20 protein-coding genes are annotated in these 19,195 nt (G+C 36.9%); 5 read left to right on the plus strand and 15 right to left on the minus strand.

The genetic code is table 11. The features are described 5' to 3' along the window. Positions 1 to 48: 48 nt before the first annotated feature. The 11 genes from L323_RS23900 to L323_RS23950 form a co-directional block, all read right to left on the minus strand. Entirely contained in the window at positions 49 to 1,401 is a 1,353-nt protein-coding gene (locus tag L323_RS23900) for a GH1 family beta-glucosidase (protein WP_020814173.1), read from the minus strand. 24 nt (positions 1,402 to 1,425) lie between these two features. Further along, complete coding sequence (gene pcrA / locus L323_RS23905) at positions 1,426 to 3,834, minus strand: DNA helicase PcrA (protein WP_020814174.1); 2,409 nt, start codon at positions 3,832 to 3,834, stop codon at positions 1,426 to 1,428. 116 nt (positions 3,835 to 3,950) lie between these two features. Then, a complete protein-coding gene (locus L323_RS23910; protein WP_020814175.1) occupies positions 3,951 to 4,454 on the minus strand; it encodes a shikimate kinase in 504 nt (167 codons plus the stop codon). A 19-nt stretch (positions 4,455 to 4,473) separates the two neighbouring features. Continuing rightward, positions 4,474 to 6,351 (minus strand): LTA synthase family protein, encoded by a 1,878-nt coding sequence (locus L323_RS23915; RefSeq protein ID WP_020814176.1) that lies wholly within the window; start codon positions 6,349 to 6,351, stop codon positions 4,474 to 4,476. 195 nt (positions 6,352 to 6,546) lie between these two features. After that, on the minus strand, positions 6,547 to 7,077 hold the full coding sequence (hpf, locus tag L323_RS23920; protein WP_020814177.1) for a ribosome hibernation-promoting factor, HPF/YfiA family: 531 nt from the start codon (positions 7,075 to 7,077) through the stop codon (positions 6,547 to 6,549). Positions 7,078 to 7,477: 400 nt separating this feature from the next. Beyond that, complete coding sequence (locus L323_RS23925; protein WP_004619965.1) at positions 7,478 to 7,741, minus strand: zinc-ribbon domain containing protein; 264 nt, start codon at positions 7,739 to 7,741, stop codon at positions 7,478 to 7,480. Positions 7,742 to 7,880: 139 nt separating this feature from the next. Next, positions 7,881 to 8,810 carry a nucleotidyltransferase family protein gene (locus tag L323_RS23930; RefSeq protein ID WP_020814179.1) on the minus strand — a complete coding sequence of 310 codons (930 nt, stop codon included), beginning with the start codon at positions 8,808 to 8,810 and terminating at the stop codon, positions 7,881 to 7,883. A gap of 26 nt (positions 8,811 to 8,836) precedes the next feature. Further along, a complete protein-coding gene (gene galE, locus L323_RS23935) occupies positions 8,837 to 9,850 on the minus strand; it encodes a UDP-glucose 4-epimerase GalE (protein ID WP_020814180.1) in 1,014 nt (337 codons plus the stop codon). Positions 9,851 to 9,966: 116 nt separating this feature from the next. Beyond that, positions 9,967 to 10,878: a non-homologous end-joining DNA ligase gene (gene ligD, locus L323_RS23940; RefSeq protein WP_020814181.1), complete on the minus strand. Its 912-nt coding sequence runs from the start codon at positions 10,876 to 10,878 to the stop codon at positions 9,967 to 9,969. Next, positions 10,878 to 11,852 (minus strand): RNA ligase family protein, encoded by a 975-nt coding sequence (locus L323_RS23945; protein WP_020814182.1) that lies wholly within the window; start codon positions 11,850 to 11,852, stop codon positions 10,878 to 10,880. The genes ligD and L323_RS23945 overlap by 1 nt, the downstream gene beginning before the upstream one ends. Further along, positions 11,849 to 12,784 (minus strand): Ku protein, encoded by a 936-nt coding sequence (locus L323_RS23950; RefSeq protein WP_020814183.1) that lies wholly within the window; start codon positions 12,782 to 12,784, stop codon positions 11,849 to 11,851. The genes L323_RS23945 and L323_RS23950 overlap by 4 nt, the downstream gene beginning before the upstream one ends. Positions 12,785 to 12,897: 113 nt before the next feature. Between L323_RS23950 and L323_RS23955 the strand changes: the two genes are divergently transcribed. Then, positions 12,898 to 13,113 carry an FmdB family zinc ribbon protein gene (locus L323_RS23955; RefSeq protein ID WP_020814184.1) on the plus strand — a complete coding sequence of 72 codons (216 nt, stop codon included), beginning with the start codon at positions 12,898 to 12,900 and terminating at the stop codon, positions 13,111 to 13,113. A 110-nt stretch (positions 13,114 to 13,223) separates the two neighbouring features. Here L323_RS23955 and L323_RS23960 read toward each other — a convergent pair whose 3' ends face one another. The 3 genes from L323_RS23960 to L323_RS23970 all read right to left on the minus strand — a co-directional run bounded on the left by L323_RS23960 (position 13,224) and on the right by L323_RS23970 (position 16,549). Then, the gene (locus L323_RS23960; protein ID WP_020814185.1) at positions 13,224 to 13,961 is read right to left on the minus strand and encodes a GerMN domain-containing protein; all 738 of its coding nucleotides are present in this window, start codon (positions 13,959 to 13,961) and stop codon (positions 13,224 to 13,226) included. A 135-nt stretch (positions 13,962 to 14,096) separates the two neighbouring features. After that, a complete protein-coding gene (locus L323_RS23965; RefSeq protein WP_020814186.1) occupies positions 14,097 to 15,503 on the minus strand; it encodes a sensor histidine kinase in 1,407 nt (468 codons plus the stop codon). A gap of 170 nt (positions 15,504 to 15,673) precedes the next feature. Then, positions 15,674 to 16,549 (minus strand): NAD(P)/FAD-dependent oxidoreductase, encoded by an 876-nt coding sequence (locus tag L323_RS23970; protein WP_020814187.1) that lies wholly within the window; start codon positions 16,547 to 16,549, stop codon positions 15,674 to 15,676. 171 nt (positions 16,550 to 16,720) lie between these two features. Here L323_RS23970 and L323_RS23975 point away from each other — a divergent pair, with 171 nt between their 5' ends. From L323_RS23975 to L323_RS23990, 4 genes are all read left to right on the plus strand, one after another. Further along, positions 16,721 to 16,927: a hypothetical protein gene (locus tag L323_RS23975; RefSeq protein WP_020814188.1), complete on the plus strand. Its 207-nt coding sequence runs from the start codon at positions 16,721 to 16,723 to the stop codon at positions 16,925 to 16,927. A 155-nt stretch (positions 16,928 to 17,082) separates the two neighbouring features. Then, positions 17,083 to 17,397: a hypothetical protein gene (locus L323_RS23980; RefSeq protein WP_020814189.1), complete on the plus strand. Its 315-nt coding sequence runs from the start codon at positions 17,083 to 17,085 to the stop codon at positions 17,395 to 17,397. 36 nt (positions 17,398 to 17,433) lie between these two features. Next, a complete protein-coding gene (locus tag L323_RS23985; RefSeq protein WP_020814190.1) occupies positions 17,434 to 17,835 on the plus strand; it encodes a hypothetical protein in 402 nt (133 codons plus the stop codon). Positions 17,836 to 17,888: 53 nt separating this feature from the next. Further along, positions 17,889 to 18,275 carry a hypothetical protein gene (locus tag L323_RS23990; RefSeq protein ID WP_020814191.1) on the plus strand — a complete coding sequence of 129 codons (387 nt, stop codon included), beginning with the start codon at positions 17,889 to 17,891 and terminating at the stop codon, positions 18,273 to 18,275. On the opposite strand, the gene L323_RS23995 is transcribed toward L323_RS23990, so the two are convergent. Further along, positions 18,272 to 19,159 (minus strand): hypothetical protein, encoded by an 888-nt coding sequence (locus tag L323_RS23995; RefSeq protein ID WP_020814192.1) that lies wholly within the window; start codon positions 19,157 to 19,159, stop codon positions 18,272 to 18,274. The genes L323_RS23990 and L323_RS23995 overlap by 4 nt on opposite strands. Positions 19,160 to 19,195: the final 36 nt, after the last annotated feature.

Consider the following 19,195-nt stretch of genomic DNA (forward strand, 5'->3'; position numbering starts at 1 on the left):
TAATAATAATAATAATAATAATATATATATTTTTTTTTATTTTGGAGTTTATATTAATATTTCGCCATTTGTTTCTATAATTCTCTTATACCTTAATGCTGACTGCTTAAGTTTGCGACTGTAGTTACTGTAATCCACGTATACTAGTCCAAACCTCTTTGCATATCCATATGCCCACTCAAAATTGTCAAGGAGTGACCAGTAAAAATATCCTCTTACGTCGGCCCCGTCATCTATAGACTTTGACAGAGCAGAAAGATATTGATTCATATAATCTTCCCTCTGAGTATCATTGATTTTTCCGTCAGTACTTACCCAGTCATTATTTGCCATACCGTTTTCTGTAATGTACACAGGCAAATTATATCTTTCAGATATAAATCTAGTTACCCAGTACAGAGTTTCCGGTTTAAACGACCATTCCATGGAAGTTTTGCCTATACCAACAGGTAGTTTAAGGTTTCTGTATTTTTTATCTTCACATGCTTCCACAATTGAACCTATATAAACATTGATGCCTATATAATCAAGGGGCACGCAGATATCCTTCATATCCTCCTGCCAGCCTTTAGGAAGGTACGGTATCAAACTTTTCGGATACTCCCCCTTTATTGCAGGCTCGAAAAGGTCTCCAAATCCAAAGTCGATTGAATCTTCAGAACGTTCTCTGTCAAAAAGCACATTGCGTGCAGCCTGCAGGTCGGCCTCACTATCTGATGCAGGAATCCCAACTTCTCCACAGGATACCAGCCCTACTTTGACTTCCCCTTTAGCATTTTGACGTATTGCTTTTGCAGCAAGTCCTAATCCCTTTAAATTATGATGCCATGCTCTTACCACCTGATTTATCGGAAGCTCCAAGCCCGGTGCATGCCAGCCTGTGCCGTAACCGAATCCAATGTAACATTGGGATTCGTTACTGGTTACCCAATACTTTACTCTGTCGGAAAATAGTCTTGAACATATTGCCGCATAATTTTCAAACCAATAAGGGCTTTCAGAATTAAGCCATCCGCCCTTATATTGAAGCTCCATTGGGTAGTCCCAGTGAAATAAAGTTACATATGGCTCTATACCATTTTCAATTAACTCATTAATGAGATTATTATAGTAGTTGACACCTTCCATATTTATTTCACCTGTACCATTAGGTAAAATTCTGCTCCAGCTTATGGAAAACCTGTATGCCTTAATACCGATCTGTTTCATCAACTGTACGTCCTCAGAGTACCTGTGATAGCTGTCACATGCAAAATCTCCGTTATCACCGTCAGTTATTTTGCCTTTCATCCTGCAGAATTCGTCCCAGACAGACTCACCTCTACCACCTTCGTGTACAGCTCCCTCAATCTGATATGATGCTGTTGCTGTACCCCAAACAAAACCTTCTTTGAATGCCATTAAATTAACACCCACCCTCTGTTTTTATAATCTTCTTAAATTTGCCATAGAAGCCATTAGTCTTTTCATTCCGGCACCTTCAAACTGTATTTCCAATACCTGATCGCTGCTGTCTGCTGTTACCTTCGAAATAGTTCCTTTTCCGAATTTTTTATGCTCGACTTTATCACCTACGCTGAAATCACCCGATGTATTGGAACCCCCTGATGAAGGTTTCGGTATACTACGTCCAAATCCATTAATCTGCTGACTGGTAGGACTTTTTACCGATGTACCTGCTGAGCTGCCCCCAAATCCACGTGTAACAAGATTTGAATTTAACAAATCCTTCAAGGAACCGGAACCAGCAGGTGTACTTGAAGTTGTTGACGAAGTTGATTTTGAGGTACCAAAAGCAGCTTGTGTTCCGGAACTTTGGGCTGTACTCCAGGTTTGAGCATTGCCGGAACCCGAACTCTTACCCCACGAGAGTGTTTCCTTGGATCTTGAGGAGCTTCCCGATGGTTTAAATGGATATTCCACAAGTTCTTCAGGTATCTCTGCTAAAAATCTGGATGGTCTGTTGTAGCTTGAATTCCCGAAAAGAGTTCTGAAACGGGCATTTGACATATAGAGTTTCTCTCTCGCTCTGGTAATACCCACATAGCAAAGCCTTCTTTCTTCTTCCAGCTGTTCCGGTCCCTCGGTAATTGCCCTGTAGCCCGGAAAGACGCCTTCTTCCAAACCCGGAATAAACACAACCGGGAATTCAAGTCCCTTTGCACTGTGCATTGTCATAAGAACCACGTAATCCTGATCCTCTTGGAGACTGTCAATGTCCGAAACCAGAGATATATGTGCAAGGAATTCTTCCAGTGAATTGTCCTCACTTTGTTTTTCAAACTCCATGGCAACCGATTTTAATTCTTTTATGTTCTCAATTCTTGACTGAGCTTCAACTGTATTCTCAATCTCATATTCTCTCAGGATCCCTGAATCTTCAACTACAATATCCAACAGTTGAGATATTGACATATTTTCCTTCATAGTCCTGAATTTATTAATCATAAGTGAAAAGTTTCCTAATTTTTGAGCGGCCCTTTTTAATGAAGGAAACTCTTCTGAATTTGAAATAACCGTAAACAAGGATACATTTGTTTGGTATGCCAATACCTCTGCATTTTCAACTGTTGCATCACCTATTCCCCTTTTAGGCACATTGATAACCCTTTTCAGGCTCACATTGTCCCCGGGATTTTGTACTAACCTCATGTAAGCAATTATATCTTTTATTTCTTTTCTGTCATAGAATTTTTGTCCGCCAACAATCTTGTAAGGTATTCCTTCCCGCATGAACATTTCTTCAAGTACACGGGACTGGGCATTAATTCTGTAAAGTACTGCAAAATCCTTGTATTTCCTGTCTTCATCGGATATTATCCGCTGAATTTCCCTTGCTGTATAAAGAGCCTCTTCATGTTCATTGTCATTTTCACATATTACTATCTTGCTTCCACCCTTGTTGTCAGTCCAGAGGCTTTTGCTTTTTCTGCCTGTATTATTACCGATTACATGGTTTGCAGCATCCAGTATGTTCTGTGTTGACCTGTAGTTCTGCTCCAGCTTGATAGTACAACATTTCTTGAAATCCTTCTCGAAATCAAGGATATTTCTGATATTGGCGCCTCTCCAGCCGTATATTGACTGATCATCGTCACCTACAACGCAAAGGTTTTCATGTGCCTGAGACAATTTGCGGACAAGCATGTACTGGGCAGTATTTGTATCCTGATACTCGTCCACAAGAATATACCTGAACCTTCTTTGATAATATTCAAGGACTTCCGGGTACTTGTCAAAAAGCTTTATCGTATTCATTATAATGTCGTCAAAGTCCAGAGCATTATTTGCTTTAAGCTTCTTTTCATAAAGCTTGTAAACTTTTGCAATCTTACTCATTCTGAAATCCGACGCGTACTGCTTTTCATAATGCTCGGCATCTATAAGTTCATCCTTTTGTTTGCCTATTGTTTCAAGGACTGATTTTGGAGGAAAGTTCTTCTCGTTTAAGCTTAATTCTTTCAGACACTCCTTTATTACCACTTGCTGATCCTGAGTATCATATATTACAAAGCTTCTGTCGTAGCCAAGCTTCTCGATATCCCTTCTGAGTATTCTTATACAAATAGAGTGAAAGGTACCCACCCACATGTCATTACTCAAATCACCTATAAGTCCGGCTATTCTCTCTTTCATTTCTCGTGCTGCCTTGTTTGTAAAGGTTATAGCCAGTATATTTGAAGGGTATACTCCATGTTGTTCAATAAGATAGGCTATCCTATGAGTAAGAACTCTTGTTTTTCCTGACCCCGCACCGGCCAATATCAAAAGAGGACCTTCATTATGAAGTACTGCTTCTTTTTGCTCTCTGTTCAAGCCGCTTAATAAATCCATTTTTCCCCTCCGTAACCTCTGTATATCTCTAAAAATAATTTATCAGATTAAGTAATTAACATTATAAATGCCGGATAAGTTCTACCCGGCATAATAATTATATTTCATTTCAAGCTTTATGACAAGGAATCAAGTTTTTCATGTATCATTTCCACTGTTGAATCGATGGAACCCTCTGAACAATCTATTATTATATCTGCATACTTTTCATACAAGGGCTGTCTTTTTCTATATATGTCTTTCAGACTTTGCCCGGGGCCTAAAACAACGCCCCTTGTTTTAAGGTTTTTCAGCCTTTTGTAGACAGTGTCCATATCTACATACAGGTAAATTACTGTTCCTGTTTTCTTTAAATGCTCCATTGCCTGCTCACTGTATACCACGCTTCCCCCTGTAGCAATAACTGTATCAGAGCAACTGAGAGATTGTATTGCAGACTCTTCTATTTTAAGGAAAGCATCTGTTCCATCGCTATTTATGATTTCCTGTAGCAGCCTTCCTTGTGTTGTCTGTATCAAAACGTCGGTATCAATAAATGACATCCCCCGGTGCTTTGCAACAATAACTCCCACAGTACTTTTACCTGCACTTGGCATTCCAATAAGAATAATATTTTTCATATTCCCTCCGAAAAGCCTTTTATTTTTTGAAAAAGTTTGTCTTTATTGCCATATCCGCATATTCAAGTCCATTAAGCAGTTCCTTTTGCTTAGCCTTATCAATATTCCCTCGAAATTCTCCGTCAGCCAGTAATACATAGTCCTGCTGTGTATTAAGAAGGTTTCTTCCAAATGAAGTTGATTCGTATTCACTTTTATCTATTCCAAAAGAGTATAAAAGCGTCGGCATCAAATCAATCTGCCCTCCGGTTGTGTTAATAACCTGTGGTGCCTGCCCCTTTTCGTATAAAATCAGAGGTATTTTTTTGCCATTTTCAAGCCACCAGCTTTGAGACGGCTTTATATTTTTGATTTGGTCATCAAAATATTTATGAACTGAATCGTGATCACCATATATAGCTACTACTGTATTATCCAGTATTCCTTCCTTATCAAGTTCATCAAGGAAAGTTCCAATGCATCTGTCAGTGTAGTTTATGCTCTGGAAGTATCCCCCAAGCCTTGTGTTTTCAAGGTAGCTATCCAATTTTAAATTTTGGTGCTCTTTAGGCATTTCAAATGGAGAATGACTTGTAAGAGTAACCATAAAATTGTAAAATGGCTGCTTCTGCTTTATAATAGTATCCTTTATCTGTCTGAAATAAGAACCGTCGCTTAATCCCAGGAATATTATCTCATCCATTTTAAAGCTTTTTGCATCTATACACTGTTGGAAGCCCATGTTTGTCAGTGCTTCTTTCCAATTCCAGTATGCACCGTCATCCGGGTGAATCGCTTTGGTGGAGTAACCGTTCTTTTCCATTATCTTAGGCAGTGAATTATACTCAGTATATGGAAATCTGAAAAATGTACTTCCTTTTCGCACCGGGAAAACAGAGGTGTTCGTCATCAGGTCTGCATCAGAACTTGTTCCCTCATTAACCTGAGTATAATAGTTGTCAAAATATATGCTGTTCTTCAAAAGCTTGTTCAGTGTAGGAGTAATTTCCTGTCCGTTTACAGACTGTCCGATAACGAAGTTTTCAAGAGACTCTACCTGAAGCACCAACAAATTTTTACCTTTGTACATACCTTTATAGCTGTTCTCCGGTAGATTTTCCTTCTTGTCGTCAATCCACGTCTGAATCTCTGTACGGTCTTTTTCTGATATTTTATATGGCCTGAAATCTGCAAAGAATACATAGCAGTCATATACATGATATCCTAAAGGAGAAGCATTGCATATGGTGGCTTCAGGCTTCCAGTAAGTATGGAAAATATAAGCATATTTATTGTTTCCGTATACGTCAGTAGCAATATAGCTACCCACAATAATGGCTAAAGACAGGGTAAATAATGAACCGAAAGCAATAAGTCTGGTTTTTAAACTTGTAAATAAAGGCGACGAATAATACATCTTTCTTGTAATTATCAGTATTGCTGCAAGAATTGGTATATCGATAAAAAATATTATATCGCAGGGCCTGAACATTGCAAAAATACTGCCCCAAAGATTATTTACATTTCCGGTTTGTCTCAATAGCTGGGTTGATAGAAAATTCCCGTTTGCCCTAAGGTACACCGCATCAAATACAAAAAGAAATGAACATAGAAAATTGAGTATCAGAAGAAGCCATAACCGCCCTTTTCCTTTAGCCAAAAAGTTGAAGGATACGATTATAAGTAAAAAAGCCACGCATACTGACATATATGTGATATTACTAAAACCACGGGCTATGTCAATAATCGATTTATCTTCGCTATATACAAAACCCATAAGAACTATTGATTTAAAAAGAAGTATTGCAAGAGTCAATATTGACATCCATTCCTGAGTAAGATAATCAACTATACGCGTTTTACGGCCAAAACCCCTGCGATTTGCCATGACTATTCCATATGAAGGTTTTCCCAGCATAAATACAATTCTCCCGATATTTATAAATTATATACAGACTGTATGTATTATATTACTTTACAGGTTAAATGTAAAACAAGTTTTCTAAAATTGTACATGTAAATATCTTGAAATTTCAGGTCTTATTCAAAATAAAAACGGCATGTACCAGCTGCTTTATAAGCACTGCTGATACATGCCGTCTTTTTTTATTAATTAGAATTCCGGTTCAATTAGTCCGTAATTTCCGTCTTTTCTCTTATAAACTACGTTAACCTGCCTTGAGTCTGCATTGTAGAACATAAAGAACTCATGTCCCAACAGATTCATCTGCAATATTGCCTCTTCAACATCCATTGGCTTTACAGCAAACCTTTTTGACCTTACAACATTGAATTCAGTTTCCTCCTGAACATCATCATTAAATTTTGAGTTATCTACTCTGAAATCGTTCTCGTGGAATCTTCTTTCCAGTCTGGTCTTGTTCTTTCTAATCTGTCTTTCTATTAGGTCTACTGCTCTATCAATAGATGTATACATATCTTCGTTCTGATCTTCTGCTCTTAATGTTACCCCATTGAATGGTATTGTTATTTCAACAATCTGGCTGACTCTCTGAACACTCAATGTTACATGCACTTCAGTATCACTGTTAAAAAATTTCTCCAGCTTTTTTACTCTTTTTGTTACTTTTTCTCTGAGTGCCTCTGTAATTTCAATATTTTTTCCGCTAATAATTATATTCATAATAACAGCCCCTCTCCATTTTTGTCTAAGTATTACTTTATAATATCCAATAGCGGTACATGTTATGAATCTATTATTCTACGTCATAACAAGAAAATCCTCCCCAAACTTTGCTAATAAACATAATTTTATAACAATTTAACTTATTTTATGTTAAATTTTAATTTGGAAATCACAAAAGTTTTGCACAGGTATTCAACAAAACACCTGTTTTGTGTATATGTTTCTGTGGATAATGTGCATAACCTTGTTTATAACTTATAATATAGGAATTTTCCACTGTGGATAACATCTAAACCTCTGTAGATTTCTTAATACAAAAACAGGTTGACTCTCAGATAATATAAACCTTACAGTCAACCCAATTATATTTTTTATTAATATGTCTATTAAGTATGTACTATTTTTTATTAGCAAAACATTTGCTACATAATACAGGCTTATCTAAATGAGGTTTGAACGGAACCTTTGTGGTTTGCCCACATTCTGCACAAACAGCCTCAAATAATTCTCTTTTTGATGAGTGGTCACGCTTACTTCTACAAGCTTTACATCTGGTTGGTTCATTCTGAAAACCCTTCTCAGCATAGAACTCCTGTTCACCCGCAGAAAAAATAAATTCATTTTCACATTCTTTGCAAACCAAGGTTTTGTCAGTGTACATTTTATCTCCCTCACTTCACAGGTATTTGTTTTACATTATATTACATGTGACCCTATTTTTCAATAATTAATTTTCCATACATATACATTTGATACAATAGTTACCTATAAATTGACCGAAGTAGTAAATTAAGTACAGTTTATTTGATATTTTCCCAAAGACGGTTAGGATATTTATGTTCCGAAACCATGTCACTTATTGCTTTCTTTACAACCGGCTTATCGTCCTGATATGTAACACCGTACCACTTATCCGCAGTTGAGAGCACCTTGACATCTGCTTTGCCTTCCTTGATAAGATTATCCACAACTGTAGGCAGAAAATACTCCGCTTTCAAAAGATTATCCTTATTCCTTCTCAGAAATTCAGGAAAGCCCTCCTCAAGTTCCTGTAAAATACTCGGGTTAAAGCCCCATGTGTTCATAGACACAATACTCTTTTCAGGTATCTTAATCCAATTCGTATCGTCCTCGGTGTATTTAGTCTCATTTCCGAATTTCACTATCTTTGTTCTTTCATGAATATCAATGAGATTTCCCTGACTGTCTACATTGCAAACCCCTCTTGCAACATGGCCGTTTTCAGTAAGTGTATTCTCTATAACAAATCCCACCATACAATATTTGTATTTGTTATCTGCATCCTGATTATTTGTCAGAAATCCATTCAGAAGCTTGTATGTCTCAGCCCCGTAAAAATCATCTGCATTTATAACTGCAAAAGGAGTTTTAACAGCATCTTTGGCACTTAGCACCGCATGTCCCGTTCCCCAGGGCTTCACTCTTCCTTCAGGAACACTAAAGCCTTGAGGCAGGTTGTCTACTTTTTGATAAACATATTCCACGTCAATAATTCCCTCTATTTTCTTACCAACCACCTCTCGGAAGGTGTCCTCTATTTCCTTTTTTATTATGAATACAACCTTGTTGAATCCGGCTCTGATGGCATCATAAATAGAAAACTCCATTATTATTTCGCCGTTGGGCCCTACAGGGTCAATCTGCTTTAAACCGCCATATCTGCTTCCCATACCTGCTGCCATTATGACTAAAGCTGTGTTATTTTTCATGTCAAATTCTCCTTGCACGATTTTAATTATTTATACCCCTCTGGATTCTGTGACTGCCATCTCCATGAATCTACGCACATTTCAGGAAGTCCCTTTTCAGCTGTCCAGTCGAGCTCATTCTTTGCCCTGTCCGGCTTTGCATAGCACTCTGCTATATCTCCCGGCCTTCTGCCTACAATCCTATAAGGTATTTCCTTTCCGCAGGCTTCCGAAAATGCCTTGATTACCTGAAGAACGCTGTATCCATTTCCGGTTCCAAGGTTATACTCCCTTACTCCCACATGTTCACGGGATAGCTTTTCCAATGCCTTTATATGGCCTTTTGCAAGGTCTACAACATGTATGTAGTCCCTTACTCCGGTACCGTCAACCGTATTATAATCATCTCCGAATACATTTACTTCCTTTAGCTTTCCTACTGCTACCTGTGTAATATAAGGTACAAGGTTGTTTGGAATCCCATTTGGGTCTTCCCCTATTGTACCGCTTTCATGGGCTCCTATAGGGTTAAAATATCTGAGCAGAGCAATATTCCAAGTTTCGTCTGCTACATGCAGGTCTTTTAAAATTTCCTCTATCATAAGTTTTGTTCTGCCGTACGGATTTGTAACAGACAGCGGAAATTCCTCAGCGATAGGAACACTGGCGGGATCTCCGTATACAGTAGCTGATGAGCTGAAAACCAGGTTCTTAACTTGGTATTTTTGCATTAATTCGCACAAAATCAATGTACCCGTTATATTGTTGTGATAATATTTCAACGGGATTGAAACAGATTCGCCTACGGCCTTAAGTCCTGCAAAGTGAATTACGGAATCCGGTTTATTATCTATAAATACCTGTTCAAGTGCTTCTTTGTCCAAAATATCAACTTTATAGAATTTTACCTTTTTGCCAGTGATTTTTTCTACTCTTTCTATTGCTGTTTCCTTGCTGTTACAAAGGTTATCAACTACGATAACTTCAAAACCGGCCCCAAGCAGTTCAATACAAGTATGGGTACCGATATATCCGGCCCCTCCGGTTACTAATACTTTCATGTGACTCCCCCCTATATATTTATATACGCTATACTTTCCTCATACAACGGTGTTACTCTTAAAATTAACCATAACCATATTTTATACAATATTTATTAATATAACAACATTTTACTTCACCTGTCAGTTTCAATCTGTCTCAATATTTCTTGTAGCTGTGGCGAATTGTCGCATTTCAGACTTGGTTCAAAGATATCTCCTTTTTGCTCTAATCTGTTTACTATATTTTTAAGAGTAAACATTTCCGGGCGTATACTATTGAGCTCACTCCATTCTATCGGAGCCGAAACAGCTGCACTTTTCACTGCCCTTGCAGAATAAGCGGTTATCATGCTTTTTCCAATCCACATTTGCTGCCAGTCAAAATAAATCTTGCCATCCCTTTTTTTCTTCATTCTTTCTATCGTCACCGTACTTTTGAGCTTTTCAGCAAAATACTGTGCAAAAAACTCATTGAGGCTCCGGGCGGTGTCATAGTCAAACTTCGCAGCCGTAGGGACAAATATCTGTAGCCCCGTTGCCCCGGAGGTTTTAATAAATCCCTTTATGCCCAGAGCATCCAATGTTTCATGAATTCTGTCAGCGAGTTCCGCAACATCCTCAAAATGAAGGTCATCGTCCGGGTCCAAGTCAAATACAAGACTCGATGGATGGTTTGGTTTTTCATGTACGTTAAAACTTGTGTGAAGCTCCAACGCAGCCTGAGTGCAGAGCCATACAAGTGTGGCAGCCGAGTTTAAGGCAATATAGTTCTTTTGATTGAATACCACTGTTTCCACCCACTCGGGGGTACCCTGAGGCTTTTCCTTCTGAAAAAAGCTTTTGTCGTTGATACCGTGAGGATAACGTATTGAGGTCAACATTCTGTTTTTTGAATATTTTATTAAAAAAGGAGCAAGCTTTGTCATGGTTTTCACAAATTCAAGCTTGGTAACCCCGGCTTCCGGCCAAAACAGCTTGTCGGGATTTTTTATATCAATCACTTTGTTTTCAATTTCTACTTTGATAATATCTGTTACAGCTGCCATTAATCAGTCAACACCTTTCCATCTGCTTCTTCCGTAGGAAGTACGGCAAACCCCTCTATTTTGGGATGTCTCAAATGCCCGTCATTTGTCAGTTCCAGAAAGCTAATCCAGCAAGTAAGAGCAGGATAGAGCCATGTGAATTTTTCGCCGGTTCTGTCCAGCTGGATAGTCTCCTCCGATGTAAAGGAGCAGTTCTTCTGTTCAAGCTGCCCGCTATACTCTTTTATAAGCATTAAATCCGATTGTTTCAGTCCAATAGATGCCTTACCCACATATACAAGCTTTTCGCTGCCCGGGGGCTTTATACCCAGAACCAGGGAATTGGGATGTATGGATTTCCATTGTATTCCTCCAACTACGCAAAGCATTTTTTTTATAAATTTCGTTTTAAACCATGCATCATGTTTTTTCCCGCCTATATACAGGCTATCTGTTTTTTTGGAAACAATACCTTCCATGTTCTGCTTTTTCATTTTTTCAAACAGTTCTTTGCTGTCTTGATACATTTTCGCTAAAAATATTTTAGTATCGTTTCCAGTTAATGAACTTAGATTTTCTTCAAGAATCTGTTTTCTTTCAATTAAGGGTATATTCACAAGGATATTGTCCCCAAACTGCAGAATATCAAATACCATATAGCAAACAGGGTATGCCCTTGTGTAGTATTGTAATTTACTGCTATTGCGGACACGCTCCCGTATGAGGCTTTTATAAAAGGAGGGAACTCCGTCTTCATCCATAACAACAAATTCACCATCCAGTATTGCATTTTTGCCTCCAAGGCCGTTTTTTAAAACATCCAGTTCAGGATAGAAGCCTGTCCTCTCTTTACCTTTCTTTGTATATATTTTAACGTTTCCATCCTGCATATAAACCATTCCTCTTATACCATCCCATTTTATTTCATGGATGTAGCCGGCACCCTCCTTTACATCGGGACAAATTGCCGGCTCCATTGGTATAATCCAGTTCATGATTCAACCTTCTCTCTTGCTTTCCTTGTTCTCTTCTTTGGCTTTTCCTCAGTTGTGCTATCGCTGTTTTCTACCTCTGATACCGGGTCCTTTTTGTGGTTTTTAACATTCTTAGCACTTTTATCAGTTTTATCAGTGTCCTTATCTTTTTCATTTTTATTAGTCCCCTTTGACATTTGTATACTTTGTTTCAATGCCTCCATAAGGCTTACAACATTTTCCTTTTCAACTTCTTTTCTAGCTACTACCTGCTTTCCTTCGACCTTGGCATTAATGAGCTCCACAAGCTTTTCCCTGTAGGTGTCCAGATATTTTGACGGGTCAAAAGCAGTAGTCAGATTTTCTATAAGCTGTGTAGCCATATCCAGCTCTGCCTGAGTTGTTTTCGCGTTTTCAGGTATGCCGGGTACCTGAGCCGAATCCTTTACTTCATCAGGATAAAATATTGTTTCAAGAACCAGAACATTTTTGTATACCCTTATAACAGCCAGTGATTCTCTGTCTCTTATTGTTATTTTGGCAACAGCAATTTTTTCTTTCTGCCCCAAGGCCTCTCGCAGAAGTGTATAGGCTTTTCCCCCTGTCTCCTGAGGCGCAAGAAAATATGTCTTGTCAAAATACACGGGGTCAACTTCTTCAAGTTTTACAAAGTCCACTATTTCAACTGTTTTTTCACTTTTAACCTGAAGAGATTCGAAATCTTCGCCGCTCATTATAACGTACTTACCGGGTTCATACTCAAAGCCCCGGACAATATCTTCAGGTTGAACCTCCTTATTACAGACAGGACAAACCTTTTTGTACTTTACCGGACTATGACATTCCTTATGAATGTACTTAAACCGGATATCCTTGTCTTCCGTTGCCGTAAACATTTTTACAGGAATATTAACCAAACCGAAACTGATAGAGCCCTTCCAAACTGTATGCATAATTGGTCCTCCATAATTAATATTTATTGTCCGTATTTAAGATTTTATTTATTCAACTATTTATCCCTGTTTTTTTAGATGATATAATACAAAATAATAAAGGAGGTAGATTTATGCCATTTTATGATCTTAAATGCAGTAAGTGCGGTAGTGAATTCAACGTAATGGCTAAAATGTCCCAACGTGAAAACAAAGAGATTAAATGCCCCGGCTGCGGAAGCAATGATCTTGAAACCATATTTAAGAATGTAAATATTATTCAGTCCAGAAAAGACTCCGGCGGAGACTGTCCCAACAGACATGTGTGCGGCGGGTGCTGTAACCACTGATTTTTTCCTTTCGGGGTATGTAAATATCACTGCAAAAAAACAAGGTATCTTAAAGGAGCATAATTTCCCTAAAAGATACCTTGTTGTATATAACAGATGCCCAACCGGAATTATTCTAGAATTTCATCATCCAAATCAGCATTTGTTTTAGTTTCGGAATTTGTCTTTTTTGTTTCATCTTCTTTTGTTGGCTGTGCTGTTTTATCCCGTGTATTATCCTTATCTTCTGTTGTTGTTTTTATTGAGCTGTCTTTTCCGGGTTCATTGCTTATAAGATGGGTATCTCTTGAATAAGCTATGTCGATTTGATAGCTACCCTTGAATTCTTTAGTTACTTTTCCGTTTATTCTGAACTGTACGGATGTTATATCCTTTATTTCTGTTAACGTGTTTACAATAGAATAGAGCGAAAGTTGCTCATTCTTTTTGCCACCGGGATGCTTTTCAATAAAATCCTTTGAAAGATCCACAGTTGCTACACCGTCCTTTATCTTTACATCCGTAGTTACTTTTGTTTCTTTAGGAACAGAAGCTTTTAAGAGACTACCTTTTGCAGGGCCGCTTATAAGTTCCTTTAAAACAACCGTTGCCATATGTTCATTACCCTTACCTGTATCCGTATTTTGAATATACCTTGTTTCTGCAGCAAGTTTTGTACCCTGTTCGTTGATAAAGTATAACTGAACCGGAGTTTTATCCTTTAAGCCATTAGCTTCATCCTGCCCCATTGTAAGACTGCTGACCGGAGTCAGTTCATCACTGTCAGCATCTTCACTTTTAGCCCCACAGCCTGCAAGCATAGTAAAAACAATTCCAAATACCATAAATAGACATATTAGTTTTCGCATTTTTTCATGCACCTCACATTAAAATGTTAAAAGTTGTATTTATGAATACCCATCCCTTACACATTTATTTTTATGCCCAAGCATGTGGAAGTATTCTAAACTTGTCAATATTTTTTAATGAGAGATACACATTAATTATGTATTATAATTTTTAGTCTGAGGTAAAGATTTACTATAAACATGTACAACCTTATTAACAGGAAATATCAAGCACATTTCAGTCCCCTGATTTTCTTTGCTTTTTACTTGGAGGCTTCCGTTGTGTGATTTCATAACTTTAAAGCAATAGCTTAATCCTAATCCATAATTATTTTTTCCTTTTTTTGTAGAGAAAAACGGAGTCATAACTTTATTGATGAAATCTTTTGGAATACCTACTCCATTGTCAGAAACCGTTATACACATTTTTTTGTTATTTATAAACTCCGTATTTACTTTAATAACACCCTCCGTCTGGATAGCTTCAATAGCATTTATAATGAGATTTTTCAATACTTCCGATACGTGAACGGGATCAATGAGCATAGTAATATCTATTTTGCTGGTATTAATAATCCGAATATTCTTATCGCAGATAGAAGGTGCAACCTGATTTATTACTTTTGATATAATTTCACTTAAAAGACACGGCTTAAAATTCATCTTATACAGCTTTATTTCGTTAAGTTTTCTGGTGAATTCCAAAAGATTTTTACAGGAATCCTTAATAATAGATAATTTATTATCCATTCCGGGGCTTGTTTTTTCAACACACATTATTGTGTCTACACACAAATTAATAGTTGAAACTTCATTTTTTATTGCATGGGAGACAATACTCATCCCTCCAATTACAGAATTTATATTATTATCAATATTTATTCTTTCTATCTTGAAATGTATCCCTAACATGCCGTATTTCATACAGAAGACAAAAAACAAAATGAATTCACCGGCTATTACCCATACATTAATCTGCCAAACATTTCTATACCCCATGGCTACCGATATATAACTTGTCCAGAGAATGCACATTGTAGACGGAAGTGCAAATAAAGCTGTGAGAATTCTCTGGGTTTTGGTATAGTCATCCCTTTCCTTAATTATACCTAATATAAGAATTATATTGGCCAAAATAGTATAGACACATACCCAGCAAGATAGGACTCTGTAATTTGGATTAAAATCCGGAGTAATAGGATAAATTAAAAGCATCAGAATACTTGGAAGGGACAGCACAGCCACAACCGCTATTTTAACTTTTGATTTTAATTGGATATTAAGAAAGTTTGTAAATAGAAGAACAAAAACCAAAAATAGATATGTAGCAAAGTAATGCTGAAAAATGTCGGCTGTACCCTTGAGTATACGGCTGGCCAGAATCAATTTTTCATTGCCATAACCTTGTATAAAGGGAATAAAATTTTCACTTATAACCGCCGCCAACCCGCCAAAGCCGTTAAATAGCAGGCAGAGGCTTGCACACCACGCCCAGTATTCTTTAGGGTTTGCATAAATTAACAGAATAGAAATTATCCACAATAAAATAAATATGACAAACATATTATATCTCCTATTCAAGTAATACTATTTTACTTTTAAGGCGTGGTCATATTTTATCACTAATTGTAAATATTTTCAATATGTACTAAAACAAGGTAAATACTGCATACAGGTTGTTTCCCCTGAAAACATGCGGTTTTTGTACATTTTTCAGAGAAATTTGCTTGTTTTCAGGAATTATTTCTTATGAATTCAATAATTTTCCTCCCAGCCATAGCGCCCTGTCCAACCGCAGTTGCAATTTGCTTGAAACCTCCCGTACAGTCTCCTGCCGCAAAAAGGCCCTTTAGGTTTGTGCTTTGATCTTCATTAACCACAATGGAATTATTTTTTGTTATTACCCCCAGCTTTCTGGCAAAATCAACACTGGATGCTGATTCGAAGGCAACAAACAAACCATCAAGATTTTCAACTAAACCATCTTCAAACGCTATACCCTCAATAACTTCATTTCCAACTACGTTTTTTATCTTTTTATTATTGATAGAAAATCTAGAAGCATAACATTTATATTTTTCAGTAAGCTCAAGTTCATTGCCGTTTGTATAAATAGTAATATCTTTTGTTAATGGCTCCAATTCCAAAGCCTCATGTATTGCATAATCCTTAAAGCCTACAAGGCCGACTTTCAGCCCTCTATAGAAAAATCCGTCACATGTGGTGCAATAACTTACCCCTCTGCCTTCAAATTCTTCCAGACCGTCTATATTGACCTTTTTAGTTTGTTGCCCTGTAGCCATGAGTACTGCTTTGGCGGAATAATTTTCTTCAGTTGTATATACTTCAAAATACTCAGCTTTCTCTAATGCTATTACTTCACTATGAACAAACTTTACCCCAAGGCGTCTGGCCTGCTGTTCTCCCTGTTCCAGAAGATATTTCCCCGACACCGGCTCAGCGAACCCGTAATAATTTTCCACTCTGTCTGTTTTATAAAGTGCGCTGTTGTCCAATCCTATAACTAACGTTCTCAGCCCCGCACGTACTGTATAAAGTGCAGCAGAAATACCTGCAGGTCCCTTGCCTATTATAATTGCATCAACCATATCTTTTCCTCCAATAGACAGCTTTTTTATATGATTTATATACCAGAATACTATACCCTTTTCAAATATTAATAAACAAATTTTTATAAAATTATTTTTTTCATGTGTAACACCTTTTACTATAAATTCATAATATGCAGTATCTTAAATATTTTATTTGGAGGTAAAATCATGGGATGTTTTGGTGGTTCTTCTGATAACTGTAGTTGGTTGTGGATAATAATATTATTAATTATTATCTTCTGCTTCTGCGGCGGTGACAATGGATTTTTCGGCGGATGTTCGGATTTACTCGATAACTGCGAATGGCTTGTCGTACTGGCAGTTATTCTTCTTATTTTCTTCCTTAGCAATGATGGAGATCACTGTTGCGATTAATTTTGTCAAATCTGTTAAGAGTAGTTTGAATAGAAGCTTGGGTTACATATCCAAGCTTCTATTTCAGATTAAGGGTTATTATCCAACATATTAGTCCAACCATAGTGCATACACTGTAATGATACTGTTAAAACAGTTTATAGGAGGTATTTTTTATGGGAGATTCTTTAAGTAAGAAAATTCAGGAAATGATGCAGGACAAAATGATCCAGTCAAAAGTAAATAAAGCTATAGATATGTTAAAGAAAGACAGTCCTAAAGATCTTGAAAAAAAGCTTTCATCTATTGATAAGGATGAACTGATGGAAAAAATAAACGAATTTGATGAAGAAAAGCTTAAAAATATAAAAATAGATAAAGATGAGATAAAAAAGAAAGTTACCCAAAAGGACCTTGATAAGCTGCAAAAAATACTTGGTAAAGACAGCGATGCAATAATGAAAAGGGTAAATGATTTTCTGAATTCCTAGTTTTGTACATATATTCAATTGCTTGGAGGTATTTTGATGAGTGACGACATGGGAGATAAGATAAAACAGATAGCCGAAATGCTGGGGCAGGACTCAAATAGTGGTATCCCTGACAACGTAAAAGGGCTTTTGAATATGTTCATGTCATCAAATAATTCAAAGGACGAAACCTCATCAGATGACAACTCTTCAGAAAAGGAAAACTCATCTGAAGATTCTTCCAGAGCTGATACAGATGACCTGGCTGATATGGCCAGAAAAATGAAAAAGGCTATGAATATGCTTAATACGAACAATGATCCAAGAGTTAATCTGCTCAATGCAATAAAGCCCTACCTTAATGACAATAGACAAAAAAAACTTCAGAAGTGTATGAAAATTATTAAAATTGGCAGTTTAACCAAGATGTTGGATGAATCGGAGGGACGTTCTGTTTAGCAAAACAATTTACTCTCTGGTCATACCCAAAGGTTTTTTTAGGAGTGGATAGTATGGTTTACAGAAAGCGTCCCCCAAAATCCCGCAGATATAATAAAAATCACTCTGCTCAGCCAAACGGTGAGCATGAGCAAATTGATACAAATATATCCGTAACAGAAGAGCGACCGGTGAATATTAAGGCAGAAGAGTCAATGCCTCCTGCAAGTCCCGGCAGCCGTGAAACAAAAACCCCCAAGCCTTTGGGTTTTCTTTCATCGCTTCTGGGAACCGGAGATAAAGCGGAACGATCAGGAAGTCCTCTGTTTACGGTTTTTGATTATGATATATATTTGGATGACCTGCTGCTTGTAGGTCTTATTATACTTATATATACAGATAAAGCAGAAGATGAACTTCTGCTGATTATTCTCTTGTATCTGTTATTGGATATATTCTAACGGATTGCTTTTTTCTGTTTGTAATCATCACTGCATTTTTTAAAAGATGAAAACACAAAACAAATCAAAATTGCAAAAACTATTGTTTTAAATACAATATTTACAACAATCAGTATAGTATTTATAGTCCCTGATACGACCTGTGTATTAGCCAAAGTAAAATTAGCAATTATGTACAGAATATCAAACAAAACCAATGTAATATCAAACGCCACAAATTTGGAAAGTAAAGACCAGAAATTACTGTCTGATATTTTTTTTGCCAGTTTAAAATGATTTTTATCATGGACAATGGCTGATGGATACCAAAATACTATATACTGTCTGAAAAAAGTATAGCTGAAAAACAGTACTGCAGCAGTTATGATTGAAAGAACAATTCCCGCCAACGGATTCATTGATCCGCTGATTGAATTATCCACAACAATCGCCGCAGGAATAATTGCTATTAAAGCATATATTATAAAAATGACAAATGCACATATAGTCCAAAGATTTAGTGAAATCATCCTAAGAAAATACTTCTTTATTCCCTGAACAAATTCACTTCCGGCCTTTTTCTCTTTTCCTTCAACCGCATTATAAAGTATATTGAAACATCCTGAGAATATTAACCCAAGAATCAAAGACGCTGCAAGTACTGCAATTACAAGTGCCAATATGATTTTCACTGCTGTTTCAGGTACAGAAATCGTATTTATAACAAATTGAATTATATTTACGTAGTCATCAAAGGGACTACCTGTTTTAAACATTGTCAGCCCATAAAAAAGGGTCATAAAAAAATATTCAAAAACACATACAACAGTACTCAGAAGTGCCGTAAGCAACAACACTGCTGGTCTCTTGGCAATTAAATGTACCGCTTTATTAACTATCCCCATATCATTCTTCTTCCCATCTTTTATTTATAAAAAACT

The organism is Ruminiclostridium papyrosolvens C7 (genome assembly GCF_000421965.1).
Lineage (GTDB): Bacteria > Bacillota > Clostridia > Acetivibrionales > DSM-1351 > Ruminiclostridium > Ruminiclostridium papyrosolvens_A.